General features: G+C 55.6%; 21 protein-coding genes and 2 pseudogenes. 9 read left to right on the top strand and 14 right to left on the bottom strand.

The window, feature by feature from the left end:
- Window positions 1-384: 384 nt before the first annotated feature.
- Window positions 385-1,194 carry an ABC transporter permease gene (locus HB780_RS02215; protein ID WP_183686707.1) on the bottom strand — a complete coding sequence of 270 codons (810 nt, stop codon included), beginning with the start codon at window positions 1,192-1,194 and terminating at the stop codon, window positions 385-387.
- 163 nt (window positions 1,195-1,357) lie between these two features.
- On the opposite strand from HB780_RS02215, the gene HB780_RS32810 reads away from it, so the two are divergent.
- On the top strand, window positions 1,358-1,489 hold the full coding sequence (locus HB780_RS32810; RefSeq protein WP_286202872.1) for a hypothetical protein: 132 nt from the start codon (window positions 1,358-1,360) through the stop codon (window positions 1,487-1,489).
- Between the two features lie 115 nt (window positions 1,490-1,604).
- On the opposite strand, the gene HB780_RS02210 is transcribed toward HB780_RS32810, so the two are convergent.
- Window positions 1,605-2,333: a class I SAM-dependent methyltransferase gene (locus HB780_RS02210; RefSeq protein WP_183686705.1), complete on the bottom strand. Its 729-nt coding sequence runs from the start codon at window positions 2,331-2,333 to the stop codon at window positions 1,605-1,607.
- A 331-nt stretch (window positions 2,334-2,664) separates the two neighbouring features.
- Here HB780_RS02210 and HB780_RS02205 point away from each other — a divergent pair, with 331 nt between their 5' ends.
- Together HB780_RS02205 and HB780_RS02200 are read left to right on the top strand one after the other, a co-directional pair.
- Window positions 2,665-3,327 carry a class I SAM-dependent methyltransferase gene (locus HB780_RS02205; RefSeq protein ID WP_183686703.1) on the top strand — a complete coding sequence of 221 codons (663 nt, stop codon included), beginning with the start codon at window positions 2,665-2,667 and terminating at the stop codon, window positions 3,325-3,327.
- Window positions 3,328-3,791: 464 nt separating this feature from the next.
- The gene (locus tag HB780_RS02200) at window positions 3,792-4,475 is read left to right on the top strand and encodes a DUF1796 family putative cysteine peptidase (RefSeq protein ID WP_183686701.1); all 684 of its coding nucleotides are present in this window, start codon (window positions 3,792-3,794) and stop codon (window positions 4,473-4,475) included.
- Window positions 4,476-4,834: 359 nt separating this feature from the next.
- Here HB780_RS02200 and HB780_RS02195 read toward each other — a convergent pair whose 3' ends face one another.
- The 8 genes from HB780_RS02195 to HB780_RS02160 all read right to left on the bottom strand — a co-directional run bounded on the left by HB780_RS02195 (window position 4,835) and on the right by HB780_RS02160 (window position 11,051).
- The gene (locus HB780_RS02195) at window positions 4,835-5,443 is read right to left on the bottom strand and encodes a hypothetical protein (RefSeq protein ID WP_183686699.1); all 609 of its coding nucleotides are present in this window, start codon (window positions 5,441-5,443) and stop codon (window positions 4,835-4,837) included.
- 259 nt (window positions 5,444-5,702) lie between these two features.
- Window positions 5,703-6,173: a transposase gene (locus tag HB780_RS02190; RefSeq protein WP_183686733.1), complete on the bottom strand. Its 471-nt coding sequence runs from the start codon at window positions 6,171-6,173 to the stop codon at window positions 5,703-5,705.
- A 402-nt stretch (window positions 6,174-6,575) separates the two neighbouring features.
- The gene (locus HB780_RS02185; protein ID WP_183686698.1) at window positions 6,576-7,100 is read right to left on the bottom strand and encodes a hypothetical protein; all 525 of its coding nucleotides are present in this window, start codon (window positions 7,098-7,100) and stop codon (window positions 6,576-6,578) included.
- Between the two features lie 31 nt (window positions 7,101-7,131).
- Complete coding sequence (locus HB780_RS02180) at window positions 7,132-7,437, bottom strand: type II toxin-antitoxin system RelE/ParE family toxin (protein ID WP_183686696.1); 306 nt, start codon at window positions 7,435-7,437, stop codon at window positions 7,132-7,134.
- A complete protein-coding gene (locus HB780_RS02175) occupies window positions 7,434-7,697 on the bottom strand; it encodes a type II toxin-antitoxin system ParD family antitoxin (protein ID WP_183686694.1) in 264 nt (87 codons plus the stop codon). Before HB780_RS02175 ends, HB780_RS02180 begins: the two co-directional genes overlap by 4 nt.
- 170 nt (window positions 7,698-7,867) lie before the next feature.
- Entirely contained in the window at window positions 7,868-8,116 is a 249-nt protein-coding gene (locus HB780_RS02170) for a hypothetical protein (protein WP_435693852.1), read from the bottom strand.
- A gap of 25 nt (window positions 8,117-8,141) precedes the next feature.
- Window positions 8,142-8,546: a Cu(I)-responsive transcriptional regulator gene (gene cueR / locus HB780_RS02165; RefSeq protein WP_183686692.1), complete on the bottom strand. Its 405-nt coding sequence runs from the start codon at window positions 8,544-8,546 to the stop codon at window positions 8,142-8,144.
- Window positions 8,547-8,564: 18 nt separating this feature from the next.
- Window positions 8,565-11,051, bottom strand: a complete 2,487-nt coding sequence (locus HB780_RS02160) for a heavy metal translocating P-type ATPase (protein ID WP_183686690.1) — start codon at window positions 11,049-11,051, stop codon at window positions 8,565-8,567.
- Window positions 11,052-11,175: 124 nt separating this feature from the next.
- On the opposite strand from HB780_RS02160, the gene HB780_RS02155 reads away from it, so the two are divergent.
- Window positions 11,176-11,655 (top strand): DUF305 domain-containing protein, encoded by a 480-nt coding sequence (locus HB780_RS02155; protein WP_286202871.1) that lies wholly within the window; start codon window positions 11,176-11,178, stop codon window positions 11,653-11,655.
- Between the two features lie 80 nt (window positions 11,656-11,735).
- Entirely contained in the window at window positions 11,736-12,071 is a 336-nt protein-coding gene (locus tag HB780_RS02150) for a hypothetical protein (protein ID WP_183686688.1), read from the top strand.
- Window positions 12,072-12,579: 508 nt separating this feature from the next.
- Here HB780_RS02150 and HB780_RS02145 read toward each other — a convergent pair.
- Window positions 12,580-13,878, bottom strand: a complete 1,299-nt coding sequence (locus HB780_RS02145) for a trans-sulfuration enzyme family protein (RefSeq protein WP_183686686.1) — start codon at window positions 13,876-13,878, stop codon at window positions 12,580-12,582.
- Between the two features lie 48 nt (window positions 13,879-13,926).
- Between HB780_RS02145 and HB780_RS02140 the strand changes: the two genes are divergently transcribed.
- The 3 genes from HB780_RS02140 to HB780_RS02130 are packed head-to-tail and all read left to right on the top strand — an operon-like array spanning window position 13,927 to window position 16,458.
- Window positions 13,927-14,850: an ABC transporter substrate-binding protein gene (locus HB780_RS02140; protein ID WP_286202873.1), complete on the top strand. Its 924-nt coding sequence runs from the start codon at window positions 13,927-13,929 to the stop codon at window positions 14,848-14,850.
- A gap of 10 nt (window positions 14,851-14,860) precedes the next feature.
- Entirely contained in the window at window positions 14,861-15,721 is an 861-nt protein-coding gene (locus HB780_RS02135) for an amino acid ABC transporter permease (RefSeq protein ID WP_286202870.1), read from the top strand.
- Complete coding sequence (locus tag HB780_RS02130; RefSeq protein ID WP_183686684.1) at window positions 15,721-16,458, top strand: amino acid ABC transporter ATP-binding protein; 738 nt, start codon at window positions 15,721-15,723, stop codon at window positions 16,456-16,458. Before HB780_RS02135 ends, HB780_RS02130 begins: the two co-directional genes overlap by 1 nt.
- Window positions 16,459-16,536: 78 nt before the next feature.
- Here HB780_RS02130 and HB780_RS02125 read toward each other — a convergent pair.
- Window positions 16,537-17,474: pseudogene (locus HB780_RS02125) on the bottom strand (sugar-binding transcriptional regulator).
- 106 nt (window positions 17,475-17,580) lie between these two features.
- Here HB780_RS02125 and HB780_RS02120 point away from each other — a divergent pair.
- Entirely contained in the window at window positions 17,581-18,408 is an 828-nt protein-coding gene (locus HB780_RS02120) for a purine-nucleoside phosphorylase (RefSeq protein WP_183686682.1), read from the top strand.
- Window positions 18,409-18,627: 219 nt separating this feature from the next.
- Here the strand turns inward: HB780_RS02120 and HB780_RS02115 are convergent, their stop codons facing one another.
- Both HB780_RS02115 and HB780_RS02110 read right to left on the bottom strand, forming a co-directional pair.
- Complete coding sequence (locus HB780_RS02115; RefSeq protein ID WP_183686680.1) at window positions 18,628-18,927, bottom strand: hypothetical protein; 300 nt, start codon at window positions 18,925-18,927, stop codon at window positions 18,628-18,630.
- Window positions 18,928-19,012: 85 nt separating this feature from the next.
- A pseudogene (locus HB780_RS02110) lies at window positions 19,013-19,786 on the bottom strand (IS6 family transposase).
- Window positions 19,787-20,118 lie beyond the last annotated feature (332 nt).

Here is a 20,118-nt window from a genome sequence, read left to right as displayed (position 1 = left end):
CTTGGCCATCTGATGTCATGTGATGTTGCCGCTGTCACGTTGTTCGCAACGGGGGCAGCTAAACTCAACGTCGAGCAGGCACTATTTGGCTTCTTGCCTTTGGTTCAGTCGGCATGAAGGGCGCGATTTGGCGTCGTCTCCATGGCTTTTGCTCGCACCTCACGATGATCGGTATCGTGGTGGGAAATTCGAACGAGGTTGGCAATCGCGTCGTGTACAGGAAACAAAACGTTGAAAATACCTCGTTGACTTCAAGCGCATCATGATCTTCTCACGCCGTCGGATCAGCTGATTGGGAATTTTTCGCCCGATTGTTCAGGCCTCCCATCTTTTCCGACGACGCCGCTCTTTATGGAAGCCATTAGGCAGATGAGCAACGGCGCTCTATTCGAACTTCACATGGTGACGCGCCCATCTGACGAGAAAGAGGCCAACGGCCGTGGTGAACAGGCAACATTTGAAAATGTAGCCGACATCATAAAACGATTTCACCGTGTCGCCGAATACGCCGGCGCGAAACATTTCGAAGCAATGGACGAGCGGAACATAGAGTGCAAGCTTCTGAACTCCGCTCGGCAGCCAGGCGACCATGAAGAACATGCCGGAAATCGGCAGCAAGAGATATTGGAACGGCTGGATAAGCTTTTCCACAAATTCGAACCTTTCCGATCCAGCGGCGAAAATCAGCCCCACGCCAAAGGAAAACCACGCCATGAACAACCAACCCGCCAGAAGCAGACCGAAATCTTGATAGGGCGGTATGATTCCAGCGAGCCGGACCGTAGTATAGACAATGATCAGGGCCGCCGTTGTGCCGCCGACCTCGAGAAGCGCTCTGGCGATGAGTGCGTCGGGCAAGCGTATCTGACGGTGATACAACAACGGCAAATTCTGGCGAAGGCAGGAGACGGCGTGAGATGTTACGTGGCGCCAGAGGGTCAGCGGCATGTAACCGCTGAGAACGAAGGCGACGACCGCAAGCCCGTGGGACTCGTGCTTCATAAGCGTCCACATGATCATCACGCCGCCAGTGAGGAGCATCGGTTCCAAGAGCAACCAAAGAAAGCCGATATTCTCCCGCCCGTAGCGCGTCACCACTTCACGCATGATCATGGCACCGAGAACTCGGCCTTGAATCTTCAATCCCGTCATAAACTGCCCGCGACCACGAGATTCACCATATGTCGGGTCCATGCGGGGTCTCCTTTTCTTCACCCGTGCGTTATCGACGGATCATTTCACGATACCGGGCAAGGCTCGCCGCTCAATCTTCTTTGCGTCAACTTTGGACAATTACGGTACATAGCACGCGAATGCTCGTGTCGGTCGCCAAACAAGCAACTGGAAAAGTGCTGCCATGGTTCTCACAACTCTCGAGGCCAAGGAAGAAATCCCCGGCGGAAAGCTGCGCCGACAGCCGGTCGATTACAGAATCGCGTTGCCGACTTTCGGGCCAATGCGCGCCGGCAGCGGCACCATCTGGAAGTAGTGCTGCCGCCGCATCTGCCTAACGTTGGCCGAGCTGCTGCTTGCCCGCAAAAAATTCTCATCGTGTTCCTGACCACGAGCCTCGCCTACCTGTTTGGCTGACTCGTGCGCGGCGTTCAGAGGATCCTCGCCGCCACTTGTTCAAAGGCCGGAACTAAGCCGATATACTCATACTTTATGTTGTTCTCGTAGGCGAATTCCTGGAACGCACGATACTCATGCCGCTTCCAATCGGGGTAGTTGAAATATTCGTCAAACAGAATGACTGTCCCAGGAACGATACGATCGCGCGCCTCGGTAAGAACCGTTCTCGTTGAGGAATAAAGATCGCAATCAACATGAAGGAAAGAAAGGTTGCCCGGATGGCTGGCCAAGAAAGTTCTCAGCGTGTCGTCGAACCATCCGACCACAAGTTGAACATTCTCCCGAACGGACGGAAGGCCCTCCCGTGCAAATGCGCCAGCCTTTGCACCTGTTGTCCAATCCTCCGGGAGCCCTTTGAATGAATCAAAGCCATAGATCATCTTGTGGTTGAGTTTGTCAGCCATGATGTTGATCGTGTGTCCGGAGAAAACGCCAAACTCAAGAACGAGCCCATCTATCGATACTTTATCCAGGCTGAAGTGTAATAATGCTTCACGAGTATCGAAACGAGCGGCATTTCGCATTTGCTCGCGAGCATACTGATAGCTTTCAATGGCAGCCGTGAAGTAGGCGACCGAGTCTATATTGTAAGGTCCTCCCCTGGCCCCAAACAGTTTGTCGTGAGCCGTCTTTACCTTGCGAAAAAATATCAGCTCCGCAGCGTCATCTGCCGCCGTATCCACAGAGGTGCCTTGATCCATTATTCGAGCTTCCTCACCATTTGCACAAACCATTTCGGTTTGGCAGGGGATTATGGGTCGTCGTATCCACACGATGATCAACGCTATGACCAAGAGGCAATATCTCGATAGTTCTATTGCTGCGCCAGCCAGAAACCGCCTAGTTTATACGTTTTCAGCCATCCTGATAATATTATCGAAATACAGAGGATTACTTGATTAATGAAGGTGATGTCGCGACAGGATTTTATTTTTCGCATATCTAATAAAATATACTTGACGGGGGCTTTGACATTGTAGGAGTTTATGAACGCAACTTTCCGGTCACCAACGTACCCGCAGAAAGATGGCCATGAACCTCTACACGTATTTTCTGAACAATACAGGTCGGCAGATAATCAAGTACGCCCACTATTTTCCGATCTATGAGAGGCATTTTTCTCAATATATCAATCGGCCGCTCACCTTCCTCGAGATCGGAACGGGACACGGTGGCTCCTCTCAAATGTGGAAATATTACTTCGGCCCAATGGCTCGCATCGTGTCGATTGATGTTCGGCCGGAATGCAAAGCATATGAGGAAGAGCAAATCAACGTGAGGATCGGTAGCCAGAGCGACCGGCAATTTCTGCAGAGCCTCCTCGACGAATTCGGCCCACCCGATATTGTTCTGGATGACGGAAGCCATCACAACAGCGATATCAATATGTCATTCGACTATCTTTATCCGCGTATGGCCCGCGACGGCATTTATCTGGCGGAAGATTTGAATGGCTCTTACTGGCCTCAACTCGGGGGCGGTTTGCGCTCGGAGAACTCATTCATCAACCGGTGCAAAGGGTTCGTCGATGAGATGCACGCCAAGTCCACTGTGTATGGAGATGAAATCGTGCCCGAAACCCATATCACTCGCACGACGTCTGCGATTCACTTCTATGATTCTATCGTGGTTCTGGAAAAGACGCCTTATATCAATAAAGCCATGCTGGTGACCCCCGAGAGTCAGCCCAAGTAACCATGTCGAGGATACGCGGTTAAAGTGATCGGCGTTGATCAGGTCGTGCGGAGTAAACTCTCCGCCATTTCCACAGACCCAGCGCGATGAAAGATGGCCTTGCCACAGTCATTGCTCCAACAGGACGGATACAGATAAGAAGGGCATTCCTGTTCGATCGTGACGCTTGACGAATGAGTGCCATATGAGATTTTCAACGACGCCGACCATTCGCTCTTGGATTTCTTCGGGTTGTGGCGCAAGCGTATTGAGCTTGAAGGCCCTGTGGCCTACCCCCTGAAAAATGATCCTTTTTGAAGTATGGCTTAAGAGCCGACCGTTGAGTGTTTCGAGTGAAGCTGAACTAAGAGATTTCGGGATGCTGAAAAGATCGATACGAAGCGTTGCAGATATGCAACAATTATTACTTGCTACCGTCCCTCACTATATTGTATTTTCGTAATATTTAATGAGGGACATATGAGATGCAGTTTGAGCACGGTATAAGTTTGGGGGCGTGGTGCCAGGTTGATTATCAGCTTACGAGGTTCTTTCAGAAGCGGACGATCAGCTGCTTCGACGGCCTTGTGACACCATGGCATAGTCTCCTCGGCATTTTGCGAGATGGGACTGCAGATTTAGGGAAGTCTGTTAAGGATAATCGCTACGCTCAATCAGCTGAATGTTTGAAGTATGGCGTCTTGTTTGCGCATGAATTCCCCAAAAATGATGCTAAGGAGATCCTTTTTTCGATGGAAGCGATGCGCAACATGGCTTCCAAAATGCACTATAAACATGAGAAAATGATTAGAACACTTTCTAGTGCGACCGGACCGGTTCTATTCGTCCGTTATGGCGCCAATGCCATGCCTGCCATAGCGTGGCCATATAACAAGGAGCCTGAGTCCTTTGATCTCAGCCAGCTCGACGTTCTCACCAAAATTCTGGCTAATCTGTTCCCCAAGCTGATATTCCGACTGCTCTTCGTGTACGAAGAGGCGACTACAATGATCGTCAACGCGAACGCCAAGCTTGATCAACGCGTCAGCGTGGTTGCGATCCAGGGTGACAATAATTATCGTCGGTGGGAGGGCGATGATCGGGTGTGGGATAGGATCCTTGATAACGAACGAAACAACATCCTGTTGCCTCCTGCGGTTCTCTCCTAATCAGCGATCACTTTCTGTCTTAATTATACCACCTGCCGGCCAATCGTCGCCGCTGGGCGCGGCAAGTCAGAGGTGGCTCGGTTTGTCTCAATATTTACGGGCGTTTCGCTAAATGGATTTCCGCCTCGATTATGCTGCCATCATCGTCGGCGTCAGCGCATTGAAGTAACTTGCCGCGATAGACGATAAGCGCAAGACCGCCGTTGGATAAGTTAGAGTCTTGGATGGCCTGCTACCGAGTAGCACAAGTTCCATAATTAAACTTACGCGAGAAATACACTCTTAAATTGTATCTTCGGTAACGAAACGCCTTTTGCCTGTATGGGCAGATTTTCAGACTGCCCCGCCGCCGCGATCTCCTATATGATGTCGAACCGCTCAAGCATCTTCTTGAGCTGCTGGTTCTGCGCATGAAGTTGCTTAGCCAGAAGCCTCTTGAGCCGCTTGTTTTCCGTATCAAGGGCAGCCACTTCGCCGAAGGAAATCGGGGCCATGGCTGTCTTAGATTGCGTGTTTTGATCCGCGTGCGCACCTACGGAAACATGCGCTGTCACGGGCCCACGCTTGGCGCGCTTTGGAGCAACGTCTTCTGATGTTGCTCGAGGCCGCAACGATGGCTGGCTCTCCTGCACTTGCGCAACAGCTTCGACGTCCAGGCGATCGCCTTCGTGCGGCTCTAGCACGTCAACCTGTGCGCCATTGACCGATGGTATTTCTGCCCGCGCAACATCGAGATCGCCCGCGTGTTCGCTGGCAGAACCCACATTGATCACATCAGGCAGAACGTCTCCACCTGCAGCATGCGTGCCGGGTGCCTCGTTCGATTTGAACAGATGCGATGTGTCATCTTCGACTTCGCGCGCCACGGCTTTGAGGTCCGTGTCTCCCCAAATCGAGTTCGTTCCGGCCTTTGGCTGTCGTCGCCCCGACTTGAATTCAACAACGAAGCTTCGTTGCGGCGTTCTCATATATTCTTTACCTTAAGCAACCGATGAAAAACCCAGCGCCGATCGGCGCCGCTATATTCTGATCGTGGACCAATACAGTTCCTCCCCGCGCGCTTCAACCGGCTGCCGCGCTAGGCGGCAATTTGTCCCTTGCGCCGATAGGCCCGTCGCTGACTTGCTTTTCATAAGCAATCCATCGGACGCAGAGCCGGAACTTCCGGCGTCACGCAAGGGGATGGGTAACGGAGAAACTGCCCGCCCACGCAGTCCCAATCCTGGATTAATCCAGCCCAAGCCTCTTGCGCAGTTCGGCATTTTCCGCACGCAGCTTTTCCGCCAGAATCTTGCGAAGCCTCTGGTTCTCCTGTTCGAGTTGCACGAGATCTGCGAACTCATCGCCGGCCGGGGCGGGTTTCTCTTGCCTTTGATCAGCGGGCCTTAAGGCCCGTTTCCAATTGTAGTAAGTCTGCTCCGATATGCTGGCGCTCTTGATGGCGTCCTTGAGCGAGCTTGTGCCTTCGGCGACTTGCGTTTCAATCAGTTTGAGCTTCTCTGCTCGTTCCTGCTCGCTAGACCTGCTGGATTTAGCGGTCGGCACCTTTGCTGCTATAGCCTTTGCGACCGACCGAACCGATTCAGCGGTGGTCTTCTGGCGCCGTGGCGACCGCGGCTTCTTCGCCGCTGGTGTCTTCACCTCGGTTTCCGTGCCCACAACCGCAGCAACCAGTCCTGTGTTACTCTCGTCAACCATTAGTATTTTCCCCGCGCTCATCGCCTATTTTCTGTTGGGTAAACTATAGTGTCAACACAAACCGTCGGCGCCCCACTTTAACGGCGGCTTGAGCTTGGCGTGGCGTTAGCATGAAGCTTGGATTGGAACAAGATCGCCTCACTATTCACACGCTTGGATTGAATTAGTCGAAATCTTACATGAAGTAACGAATTCTGGGAGGCTTGGGATTGTGGATTCCGCTCTTAACGCATTTTTTGCTTGTGTCTCAACCATTCTGTGAATGGGTCCCTAGACCTTCTTGGGCGCTTTCAAGCCCTCGGCGGAATGGGTGAGAAGTGTAGCGCTAGATTTCACCTTCGCTGAGGCGAGGTGAGAGGGGTCGGCGATGAGTTGGATTGGATCGTGATTTGTGAGGCAAGCTCACGATCCCCCAAATCGCTCAAGCATCTTCTTAAGCTGACTATTCTGCAGGCGCAGCTTTTGCGCCAATTGGCTTCTCAGTTGCTTGATTTCTTCATCAAGACTGACCGTCTCTTCGAAGAAGATTTCCCGGGGCGACGGGGATTGCGCACTTTGATCCTGACGCGCGGTCACGGTGCTCGCCGCATCCGCATGGGCGCGTGCTTTCCTCGCGCGTGCTGGCCGCTTCGTCTGCGGTATGCGTGGAGACTTTTTGCCTGTCGCCTTTTCCCGCACCAACGCATGCACGTCAGCACTCGACAGGCGAACCTCATCGCGCGTCGTCGCCACGAGATCGACAGGTGGGGTGTCATCGTAGTCAGGTCTATCGACTGCTGTCGTCAAGCCTAACGGAAGTACCGACGTTTGTTCGGCTTCGCTTTCAATTACGGTGGTTTCGGCATCACGCTCAATCGAACCCTCGCGCGCTTCTGCCGGTCGTCCCCGCGACGTCAATTGAACAAGAAATTTCCATGGTGATTTCATCGTGCTTCAACCTCGAGCAAACCCACCACACTTAGCTCTCGTCACCTGGGAACAAGAGGGCTTCATAGTCCTGGGCACCGTTAAGGACATGCAGGATCACGACCTGGTTCTCATCGACCCGATAGAAAATGAGATAGTTCCCATGAGGGAGGCGGCGCACGTCCGCATGCTCATAGCGCGGAACAAGAGGATAGGCGCGCGGCATGTCACTTAGCCGCTCGCACCGTGCGATCAGCTCCCTGACGAAGCTCAGCGCTCTCAGAGGGTTGTCGGCGGCAATATAGTCACCAATCCGCTCAAGGTCGGATTCCGCTTCGGCCGAGAAAACAATCCTCACTTGCCGGCATCTTCTGCCATGCGCTCGTATTTGGCGGCAAGGCGGCTTGCAACCTCGGAGATTGGCTTGATACGTCCGGCATCAGCGTCAGCAAGGCTGCGCTCGATTGCGGCATCCAGGACGGCAAGGCGCTTTTCGCGCTCTTCGACCAGCCTCACCCCTTCGCGCAGAACTTCGCTGCGCGAATTATAGCGCCCGACCCTGATAAGGTCAGATACGTAATTTTCGAGACGTTTTCCAAGGTCTGCGCTGCTTGCCATGTCGTACCTTCCCGTTGCGCTCTTATATCATGACCCGATAATAGTTATCAACAATTCTGACATGGCAGATCGGCCTCGATGCATGGCGCCGTCTGCTATGCTCATGATCTCTCTCCTATCTGCCTAACCCAAGCCCCTGCGAGCGGGAAAGCTGCTGTTTCAGCGTGTGGTCACGACTCAACTCGGCCATACGGGTGCGCTCCACCATGCGGGCGACGGTTTTGATCTGCTCGGCCCGATCTCGCCAGTTCCGGACGCTGCTCGAGCTCCTCGGCGAAACTGCGAGGATCCGAATGACCGAACCGATCCTCGAGCGCCTTGGCAACCTGTTTGGCTTCCTCGAGCGCGGCCTTGCCTTCCGGCGTTGACCGCAATTCATCAATAAACTGCTCCCGCTTCGCCGTCGGCGTTTTGTCCACCTGACACGTCGTTTCTTTACGGTGCTCAGCTCGATTGCACGCCTAGTTCTCCTGCAAGTTGGTCGATAATCGGGCAATCCGGCCGCTCGTCGCCATGGCAGTTTGCTACAAGGTGGTGCAACGCACTGCGCAATCCAACCAGCTCGGCAATCTTCCGGTCGATCTCCACCAACTTGGCCTGTGCAATCGCCTTGACTTCCGCACTTTCACGGGCCTCGTCATTGTAGAGTGACAGCAGTTGCCGGCACTCGTCTACCGAAAACCCAAGATTGCGGCCACGCTGCAAAAATCGCAGCCCGTGGAGGTCCTTGACGGAGTAGTCACGGTAGCCGTTTTCCGCCCGTCCAGGCTTCAAAAGTCCGATATCCTCGTAGTAGCGAATGGTCTTGGCCGGCAGGCCCGATCGTAACGACGCATCACCTATATTCACGGAAAAACCTCCTTGAGCTTACAGTTTCAGACCGCGCAGCCGGAGCGCGTTTCCAATAACGGACACCGAGGATAGGCTCATGGCGGCCGCTGCGATCATCGGCGACAGCAGTGTTCCGAAAACAGGGTAAAGGACCCCGGCAGCAATCGGCACACCAAGTACGTTGTAGATGAACGCAAAAAACAGGTTTTGCTTGATGTTCCGAATTGTCGCCTGAGCCAGGGTCCTGGCCCTGACGATGCCATTCAGATCGCCTTTCACCAGCGTGATACCGGCACTCTCCACCGCGACGTCAGCACCTGTGCCCATGGCGATACCGACCTCGGCCGCTGCAAGGGCAGGCGCGTCGTTCACACCGTCCCCCGCCATGGCGACCTTGGCTCCGCCGGCGTGCAACTGGTCGATGAGTGCTTTCTTGTCTTCCGGCAGAACGCCAGCGCGGACTTCATCGATTCCGAGCTTGGAGGCAACCGCCTTTGCGGTCAGTTCGTTGTCGCCGGTCGCCATGATGATCCGCAAGCCGCTTTCGCGCAGGGCGAGAATAGCCTCCTTCGTGGTGGCCTTGATCGGATCGGCCACTGCGACAATGCCACCGATCGCGACATACATTGCTGTCTTGCCTTCGGTGCGCAGGGCGTCCGCCTGCTTGGCAAGTATTCTCACGTCGACCTCCAGATCGACCATCATTGCCTGGTTCCCCAGGGCGATGCGCCTGCCGTCGACCAATCCGGCCACGCCTTTTCCGGTGATCGCCTGAAACTCGGTGGTCGCCAGGAGGGTTGCCCCGCGTTCCTTTGCTCCTTCAACGATGGCTTCTGCCAGCGGATGCTCCGATCCCTGTTCCAAACTCGCGGCAAGCCCCAGCAGGTCTGCCTCGGTCGTGCCTTCAGCGGTCAGGATATCAGTGAGCTTCGGCCGCCCTTCCGTAAGGGTCCCGGTCTTGTCGACGATGAGAGTATCGACCTTGGCGAACCGTTCCAGCGCCTGGGCATCCTTGATCAACACGCCGGCCTGAGCGCCACGCCCGGTCGCCGTCATGATCGACATGGGTGTGGCAAGCCCAAGGGCACACGGGCAAGCGATGATCAGCACCGAGACCGCCGAAACGATTGCATAGATCATACTGGGGTCCGGGCCTATGATCGCCCACGTGGCAAAGGCTGCAAGTGCGACCAGGACCACGGCTGGCACAAAATAGAATGACACTCGATCCGCAAGGCCCTGGATGGGGGCGCGAGAGCGTTGGGCCTTGGCGACCATCTCCACAATCTTCGAGAGCATGGTGTCGGCACCAATACGTTCAGCCCGCATAATGAAAGTACCATTCCTGTTGACGGTGCCTCCAGTCACCTTGGCACCCTCAGTCACCTCCACCGGCAAGGGTTCGCCGGTTATCATGGATTCATCGACGGAAGATCGGCCCTCGGTGACGATGCCATCGACCGGAATGCTGTCGCCCGGGCGGACACGCAGCAGGTCTTCGGCCAGCACCTGGTCGAGCGGGATGTCTTGCTCGGACCCGTCCTTACCGATGCGCCTCGCTGTTTTGGGAGCAAGATCGAGCAATGCACGTATTGCCGAGCCGGTGCGCTCGCGTGCCCGGAGCTCAAGCACCTGCCCGAGGAAAATCAGGGCGACGATGACGGCAGCAGCCTCGAAATACACCGGGACACTTCCGCCGTGGTCACGGAACGTATGGGGGAAAATGCCGGGGAATAGGGTCGCGACCAGGCTGTACCCATAAGCTGCGCCGACGCCGAGTGAGACCAGCGTCCACATGTTGGGCGAGCGGTTGATAACCGACTCGTAGCCGCGATGGAAGAACGGAGTAGCTGCCCAGAGCACCACCGGGGTGGCCAGAGCCAGTTCGAGCCAGGTGGCTAGCGGTTCGCCGATCCATTCCCGGAAAGGCAGCCCGATCATCGGCCCCATTGTGATGATAAGCAAGGGCACGGTTAGTATGGCGCTGATCCACAGCCGCCGGGTAAAATCCACCAGCTCTGGGCTTGGGCCCTCATCTCCAGTAGGCGCGCCCATAGGCTCAAGGGCCATCCCACAGATCGGGCATGAACCCGGCTTGTCGCGAATGATCTGCGGGTGCATCGGGCAGGTGTACTGGGTGCCGGGTTTCATGGGTTCGGCAACTGGCCTATCGCCGAGATATTTGGTCGGTTCTGCGTCGAATTTGACTTGGCAGACATCTGAACAGAAGTAAAAGCCCTTGCTCTCGTGACGAGTGAAGTGGGTCGAGGTAGCGCGGTCAACGCTCATGCCACAGACCGGATCAATCGCTGTCAGGTAGTCCTGCGGGGCCTTAACAAACTTGTCATGGCAAGACGCGCCGCAAAAATGATAGGTTTGGCCACCGTGCTCGACAACTGGCCCGGCTGCTTTCGGATCCACGGTCATGCCGCAGACCGGGTCGCGAACCACCGCATCTGCTGCTTGAGTATTGGCAGCAGGACTGGACTCTCTTGTGCTGTGTTTGTGATCGTGGGTAGCCATTGGCAATACCTTTCATGTCGATCCAAAAGAGTACCGGTTCCAGTAACTGGAAGGTCAAGCGGTTTCTTCAAAAGTGAACATGCTGTGGCGTTGGACGAAAATGTAGCAATGGGACCGATTTCCCTTGACCTTCCCCTCGCTGGAAGGAGCACGCTGCAAATACCTCCCTCATGAAGAGGTTTGTTCCAGCTTGAAAGGTAAATCCATGAAACAGTCTCTCCTGCTCGCAAGCGCCATCCTGCTGTTCGCCGCCCCGATCGCTAACGCCGAGGACAGCAGTTTTCCGGAGGTTTGCAAAAGCGACGTGAAGGTGGATATGAGCGCCGACCATTCCAGGATGATGACCGGCATGATGACCGAAGAGCATCAGAAGGCTGGAATGACCGGAATGATGCAGATGGATAAGGACATGATGCACAAGGACCCCGACGTGGCCTTCGTCTGCGGCATGATCGCTCACCACATGGGCGCCATCGACATGAGCAAAGTAGAGCTAAAAAACGGTAAGAATGCCTGGACCAAGGACATGGCGCGGAAGGTTATCGACGCGCAGACCAGAGAAATTGCGGATATGACCGAGTGGCTTAAAACCAACGCCAAGTGAAACGGGTTCTAAGCAGCCGCCTCACCGGCAACAGCGGAGACGATTGGCCAGGGCCTCTCGCCCCCGGCGAAAGATGTAATATGCCCCGAGTTCCCACCGCGTCGGAAACCGATTCGTCGCTTGCGGCACGGCTAAACCGCAAATGCTTCTGCGTTACCCTCGACGGGACAGCACTTTCGGCTGCATTGTCGCTGGAGGCCGGCGAGCCTGGGTTCTCCGAGACCTTCATGGCGTCTCGGCCGCATTTGTTTTCGAATGTTCCGGTCTTCCTCGCTGCGTCGGTGCTTGACGAGATGCAAGCTATTGTCATTGCCGTCGAGGCGACTGCCAAGCTGCGGGGTTACCGCGAGACCGTTCTCTCCTGGTGTCGCTTTCAGTTGCCGATTTCAAATGTCAAAATGCCTTGCACTGGTTGAGGTTAGCGGCCATCATTGAGCCCGATTTCAACTAAGAATTTCAATTTCGGCTTTGAATTGCCAAAGCGGTAAAGAGCCTTGGATAGTCGCGAATCTCTGAGGGGCGATGGTTGCTTGTGCGATGCATAGCACGCACGGTGAATTAGGTATTCCCTGGTCCTTCCAGGGGCCGACGTCCCCTGCCCCAGCGAATTTTGGCGCAAGGCGACGTATCGGATTTTCAGCTTAGCGCTTCAATGAAATCGGTAACTGAGATCCACAGCCGTCCTCAACCGAATGCTGGCATGTGCACGCCCAAAGTCCGTCCGGTCCGGGGCAACAACGGCATAGTCACAGCATCAAAGATGCAGAATCCATTCACGCCGGGAGCCATGCACCAAAGCCGCGCCATTTGAAATCGCTCATCAATAGTCTCGCTGAGAATCTTCAGCGCTCTTTCGGACGTTAACGGGATTTTTGCAAAAGAACCATCTTGGGCAGGGCGCGTAGAAGCAGCAGCGCGAACCTTTCACCCATGACGGATACCGCGGGACAAATCCTGACTGGGCCATAGATCACGCATGATCTTTAATGCGCGCTCAAAATCTTCCATGAGATCGTCTATCGCCTCGATACCGACTGACATGCGGATCAGACCCGGCGTAATGCCCGAGGCCTGCTTTTGCTCTTCCGTCATGTAGGAATGGCTCATCGTCCCTGGATGCTGGATGAGACTGTCCGTGGTACCGAAGCTCGAAGCGATGATCGGAAGCCGCAAATGCTTCATCAGCGAAAGCGCGTTCTCGGCTCCGCCCTCAACCTCGAAGGAAACCAGGCCGCTGAAGCCATTGTGCATTTGCCGCCTGGCGAGATCGTGATCTGGAGAAGAGGCGAGACCGGGGTAGAAAACCCGAGCGATGGCATCTTGCTTCTCCAGGAATTCGGCGAGTTCCAGGGCATTGGCGGAATGCCTCTGCATTCTCAACTCCAACGTTTTAAGCCCGTTGTTGCTCAGCCAGCAATCGTTGGGGCTTGGCGTCGTACCGTGGAAGACGACTGTGTTCCAGACAGCACCGCCGACAATCATGGTTTCAACATGGCGCGATACGATCGCGCCACCGATCTGGAGGCCGTGTCCATTGATGTATTTGGTCGTCGAGTGGACGACGTAGTCTGCTCCGAAGGATAGGGGGCGCTGATGGTATGGCGTGGCGGCAGTATTGTCGACGACGCAGAGCGCTCCAATTCCATGCGCCATCTTGACGATGGCGCTAAGATCGTAAATGCGCAGCAAAGGGGTCGAAGGGGTCTCCAGGTAAACGATCCGGGCATCGGGATTGGCATTTAAGGCGGCCGCCCAGCTTTCCGGGTCAGTTCCATGAACGAAGACGGTCTTTACTCCGTAGCGTGGGACGACGGTTTCCCAGAAGCTCAGCGCACCCCCATAGGCAGCGGCTTGAACGATGGCAGTATCACCGGCTTTCAGGAATGTCAGCGCCACGCAGGCGATTGCTGCCAGGCCCGAAGATGTCACTTCACCCGCCACGATTTCGGCGGGATCGCGCTCCGGCGCCGCCGCGATCAGGTCCATGCCTTCCAGATAGGCGATCTTGGTTGCCAGGTGGCGAGCGTTCGGATTGCTTCCTCGTGTGTAGACATAGCGACCCTTTGTCCGGTCACCGAGAACCGCGCCCGCGTCCTCGACATCGACAAAGCCGAATGTCGAAGTCTGGTAGATCGGCATCGTGTGGGAGAACCGGCCGTCATCATGTTCGCCCAGATGATTGACGACGGTCGCGAAGCGCCGAGAGTTTGAAATGTCAGGCACGCTATGACTCCAGTCGTTCGGAATGAAGGCTTTCTAATTCCCTTGACAGTGACCGTATCTTGTCTTTTTGTAAATGCCATTGCCAAAAGTATAAATCCACCTTCAAAAACGGTGGAGCTAAAAAAGTGGGAACTTATAAATATGAATTTGAAAAAGCTTGACCTCATTATCGCTGCTGGCATTTTCGCGCTGTTCGCTGGGCATGCTAGCGCGAATGAAAAATGCCTATCCCCGACGATTAAGCCAGGTATCCTGACGGTCGCCACCGGAAACCCGACCTACTTCCCGTGGGTACTCGATGATGATCCAAAGTCTGGAAAGGGGTTTGAAGCGGCTGTCGCTTACGAGGTAGCTGCCCGAATGGGCTATCCTGCAGACAAGGTGGAGTGGGTCCGAACCTCCTTCGATCAGGCCATCCAGCCTGGCGCCAAGGATTTCGACTTCAATCTTCAGCAATATTCGATTACCACGGAGCGGGCGAAAGTTATTGATTTCTCTACGCCATATTATACCGCTGCACGGGCCGTTCTGGTGCGGAAACCAGTGGTCGCGGCCGGCGCTGTTGCAACGGTAGCGTCGATTAGGAAGCTTGTCTGGGGTGCAGTCGCCGGTTCCACCGCGCCGGGCGCGATCAAAACGTTAATCGGTCCTGCGGCGGAGCCGTCGCTCTTTGACGACACGGCGGATATAAGCGAGGCCCTCAAGGCAGGGCAGATCGATGCGACCCTCCTCGACCTGCCGACGGCCCTCTACATGGCGGCTGCTGTTCTCGACGACGGTGTGGTGCTCGGCCAGTTTCCGCATGGCGATGAAGAGACCGGGCTGGACCAATTTGGGCTCGTCTTCGAAAAGGGAAACCCGTTGCGCGTATGCGCGGACGCTGCGATCGCCGGGATGGTGAAAGATGGCAAGCTTGCGGCAATCGAGGCCGAATGGCTGCAGAATGCCACGGGCGTGCCGTTGATCAAGTAGGCGTGGCCAGATGACCTTAGACAAGAACATGTGGTTGGTGTGTAGGGCAGGTGCGTCCGGCCCTAACCGCAAGCAGCTGCGCGAGCAAAGGCTTTTGCAAAGGAGCCTTGCCATCGCGATCTCCAGCACAATAGGCGTTGTCGGCCTGCTGGTCCTCCTTGTGCGAATGGCACCGGGTTGGCCGAAGGTTCAAGCGGCCTTTTTCAACGTTGATATACTGTTGTCAACCTTTCCAAACTTGCTGGCGGCTTTTCTCATCGATATCGCAATCTTCATGTGGTGCGCGCCGATCATAGCCGTCCTTGGGCTTGTCATCGCGCTGTGCCGGGATGCGCGATCGCCGGCTTTATACCCTTTAAGGCTTTTCGGTGTGGCATACAGCGATGTCTTTCGTGGTGTGCCGGTGATTCTGGTCATTTACCTGATCGGCTTCGGTGTTCCTGGGCTCGGCTTGCTGCGGCCGTGGAACAGTCCTTACATCTGGGGAAGTGTAGCATTGGTGCTGAGCTATTCGGCCTTTGTCGCCGAAGTGTATCGCACCGGGATCGAATCGATCCACGAGTCGCAGAGATCGGCGGCGAAATCGCTGGGTTTGTCGCATGCCGACATTATGCGGTTTGTAATCCTGCCGCAGGCGATCCGTCGAGTGATCCCCGCTAACATGAACAACTTCGTTTCGCTTCAGAAGGATGTCGCCCTCCTATCCTTCATCGGGCCTGTGGAGCTGCTCCGACAGGCTGGCGTCGAAAAGTCGCTGCTGGCTAATTTTACACCGTATGTCGGTGCATCGATCATCTTCCTGGCCGTGACCGTGCCCGCCACGCGCTATGCCGACCGGCTGATCGCACGGCAGAATAGGGAGCGGAGTTGATGGATCGCAGCATCAAGCTACAACTGTCCGGCGTCCGCAAGAGCTTCGGCCCTCTGGAAGTCTGCAAGGGAATTGGTCTCACCGTTCGGGAAGGGGAAATGGTCTGCCTGATCGGGGCGTCCGGGTCCGGCAAATCCACACTCCTCAGATGCATAAATCTGCTGGAGCAGATCGACGATGGGGAGATCCTGCTTGACGGCGCTGACATCACCGATCCGGACCTCGATCCCCAATTGATCCGGCGACGCATCGGCATAGTCTTCCAGAGCTACAACCTTTTCCCGCATATGACTGCGGTCGAAAACGTCATGCTCGCGCCCCTACGCATCCATAAGCGGTCGCGCGCCGACTTGCTGCCGGAGATTACCGCCATGTTTGCGCGGTTCGGCCTTGCCGATCGGCTGACGCACTACCCCGACCAGATGTCTGGTGGGCAGCAACAGCGCGTGGCGATCATCCGGGCTTTGGCGATGAAGCCTGAAATCATGCTGTTCGACGAAGTGACGTCGGCACTCGATCCGGAGCTTGTGGCTGAAGTGCTTGATGTCGTGCGCGAACTGAAGCGCATGGGAATGACCATGGTTCTAGCAACCCATGAGATGAGTTTCGCACGAGAGGCCGCCGACAGGATCTGTTTCCTCGACAAGGGCGTTATCGTTGAAGAGGGCAAACCCACGCAGATCTTCGAGTATCCGCAGCATGAACGGACCCGCGAATTCCTAAAGCGCGTCCTCTAGATGCAATCTGGCCGAAAAGCAGCAAATGGAACCCGCTTGGCACACAACCGCCCCGACGCCGGGGGACGGCGCAGGGGTTCAAATGTCGATTGTCTTTGCCAGTTGAGCTGCGATTGCACTGGTGATCACCAGATGCGTGACGTACCCTCCGCGCAAAGCAGCCGACACGGCAGAAGCCTTCTCGACTTTGCGAGCGACGCACAAACGTCGCGGCAAGGCGCGCAGATCGCCAAGATCGATCGAGATCAGCCGTCGGTTATAACTGCAGTCCATGGCGTTTCCGTCGCGATCGATAATCCGCCCGGCGATCAGTCCTACCGCGCCCTCCTTCACCAGAGCAGCAAGCTCGGGTTCGATCATCGCGCCGCAGGATATCACATGGCTCTCCGGCGTGCAGGAACCCGGCGAAAAGATTGCAAGATCACAGGCTCTCAGCTTCTCGAGCTGAGACTGGACTATCGATTCGTCAGCCAGAGCTTTCGCCAGCTTTTCGGTCCTCAGTACGAGAGGCGCATACAGATTCTCGCCGCTGGCGCGCAGGCGTCTGGCGAGTTCCAGCGTACACTGGTCCGGACGATATTTATATGGAGCGCCGAGGTTGCCGCACATTTGCAGCACGGAGACGCCCTCAAGATCAACCATCGGCAGGGCATCGACGATGTCGTAGACAGTCTCCCCCAAGCAAGCGCGATACTGTGTCCGGGCTTGACGAGATCGAGGAAGATCGTTCCGGCCGCAATCGAGAAGTCGATTATCAGTTCTTCGGTTCCATCGGGGACGATCCAAACCGATTCGAGACCGAGACTGTCTTCCAGCTGACGCGCAAGAACATCCTCCCGGAAGACGCCGGCATTGACACGAATGCTGACGGCGCCGATGTCCCTGGCCTTCTTCAGATAGGTGACGATCGTTCCGCGCGAGATGCCAAGCATTTCGGCAATCTGCTCCTGGCGCAGCCCTTGCCCGTAATACAGCCAGGCAGCCTTGTGGATGAGTTGTCCAATAGGTGAATGCATTTTCTCCTGCCTCCCCCCGGTGGCAGCGGCCAAATGACCGACGCAGCAGTATTGTACAAATGACAAGCAGAAAAACATAAGTCAAGGTCAGGTGGAGGCAGCAAGTGTGCAAGAACTAGTCAGGCAAGCGGTAGACTTCATTCAAGCGCGGGTTTCCCTCCGGCCTGAATTCGCTCTGGTACTCGGTTCGGGATTGGGCGATTTCGCCAACGCGGTCGATGGCATCGCCATATCCTATTCAGACATCCCGCATTTTCCGGTCGCGACCGCACCTGGCCATGTCGGCGCGCTTATCGTCGGTACGCTCCTTGATCGTCCTTGCGTGGTCATGCAGGGGCGAGTCCATATGTATGAAGGTTACGATCCGCAGCAGGTGACCTTTCCGATTCGCGTCATGGCTGCGCTCGGCGCCAGGACGCTGCTGCTGACAAATGCTGCCGGCGGTATCCGCCCTGATTACCGTGTCGGCGATCTTGTCGTCATCGAGGATCATCTGTCCTTGGCGGTCGCCGCCGGTCTCGATCCCTTGCGCGGCCCTAACGATTCAGAGGCAGGTCCCCGCTTTCCGTCGATGAACAAAGCCTATGATGCCGATCTGATCGATCTTGTGCAGCGGCTCGCCCCTGAGGTTCAGCGCGGCGTCTATGCCCATGTGGTAGGGCCGAGTTTCGAGCCCCCGGCGCTGATTAGGCTGCTGCGGCTCGCCGGTTGCGATCTTGTTGGCATGTCGACCGTTCCCGAGGTTATTGTCGCCCGTCATGTCGGCCTGAAAGTACTCGCCATCTCAGCGATCACCGACATCGCTGTCAGCGCGGTCGATCACGCACATATTACAACAGAGAATGAGGTCTGGGCCTCCATGACAATCGTGCGCCCTAAACTTCGCGCCCTGATGGAGCAACTGATTCCTACGCTTCCTATCCGGCATGAGTAAAACGGCTCTGGCCGGCTTTGTTGCAGGGATCAGATTTGGGTTGAGATAACCCTTACCCAAGGCGCATTTCATGCAACGCACGTGAGCTCTGGACGGCCACGTTCGGTCATCCGGGTAAGAATGCGGACGCCAATCTTTGCTTCAGTCTACTAATTGTCGAAGTGTCTCGCCTTGAGTTTCGATCCGATCACAGTATCCATCCGGGGAAGGCCGCGGGGCTTATGATTTTGCCTCGTCCTCCATGATGCGTTCGATTTTTTCTGGATCGCATTGCTCGTCGACGAGGAATTGCCGGACACCGCCATCCCAGGCGCGGATATCGGCGAGAAACTCCTTCACGCTCTCGACGCCTCGTTCGGTGAAGGTGGCGATGCTCTCTTGGCTTCCATCGTAGGCATGGATCATCTCGCCGTAGTCGATGTTGTCCGAGTTGCTGGCGATTTCTTGGAGAAGTTCGAGGTTCTCGCCGATCAGCTTGCCGACGTAGTCCATCGTGTAGACATGCGTCGGGCGCGCCATCAGGCTGCAACCTGCCGAGCGTAGCCTGTGGGGCTCTGTTGCAAATTTCCCTTTTGGTTATGATGGCCGTTGGTTGGGACGTCGATTACGTGGCAGCTACGCTGTTTTCGAGATTCTGAGCGAGCAGTGCTACGGCCTCCGTCAGTGCGCTCGGTCCGATGCCAAAGGCTCGTTCAACTATGCGTGCTTCTCCGCGGATGTCGCCGGTGAGATTGAAAACGGCTGCCTGGCCCTTCCGTAAAGTGCGCATAACCTCAAAACCTTTGATTGTCGCATAGGCTGTTTTCAGCGTCTTGAATCCTCTCACCGGTTTGATCAGTTGCTTCAGCTTGCCGTGATCGGCCTCAACGACATTGTTCAGATATTTGACCTGCCGGTGCATGAGGTCCCCGGGGCATTTGCCATCGGCCTTCAGTTCCGCAATCGCGACGCCGTAAGTCGGCGCTTTGTCGGTGTTGATTACAGTTGGCGTTTCCTAGTCCTTCAGGCCATTTAAGGCTTTCCCGAGAAAGCGCTTGGCCGCTTTGGCATTGCGGGTCGGAGACAGATAGAAATCGATGGTATTACCGAATTTGTCGACGGCCCGGTAAAGGTAAGTCCATTGTCCGCGGACCTTCACGTAGGTTTCATCAACGCGCCAGCTCGTTGACTGCGGCCGGCGCCAGTGCCATCGCAACCGCTTTTCAATCTCCGGCGCATATTTCTGGACCCAGCGGTAAATCGCCGAATGATCTACGGGCACACCCCGCTCACCCATCATCTGTTCAAGGTCGCGGTAGCTCACCCCATAGCGACAATACCAGCGGACCGCCCAAACGATAATCTCACCCTGAAAATGACGCCACTTGAAATCACCCATCAAAAGTCTCGCTGCAAATTGACAACGCTCTTTCGGGCATCAGCGGAAATTTTGCAACAGAGCCGGCTGGAGCATGAAGCGTGGAGAAATAGTCGGAGGCTTGAGGTGAGATCCTATTTTGCGCCAATCATACGCCACTTCAGTGCGCAATGAAATGACCGCGCGACGCATCGCAAATTCTGGTAATAACCAGATTGACATCCACGATATCATCGAATAGCGTTTCTTGAGTTATCGGTTTGGAGATGATTTTATAAAATTCTAAAACTTGCGAAATGCAGCGCCCGGAATTGCATTTCGATAGGCGAGAATCCCGAATGAAGCCGGGACTT

The organism is Rhizobium lusitanum (assembly GCF_014189535.1).
In the GTDB taxonomy this organism is placed as follows: domain Bacteria; phylum Pseudomonadota; class Alphaproteobacteria; order Rhizobiales; family Rhizobiaceae; genus Rhizobium; species Rhizobium lusitanum_C.
This window is presented reverse-complemented; position numbering and strand designations above follow the sequence as displayed.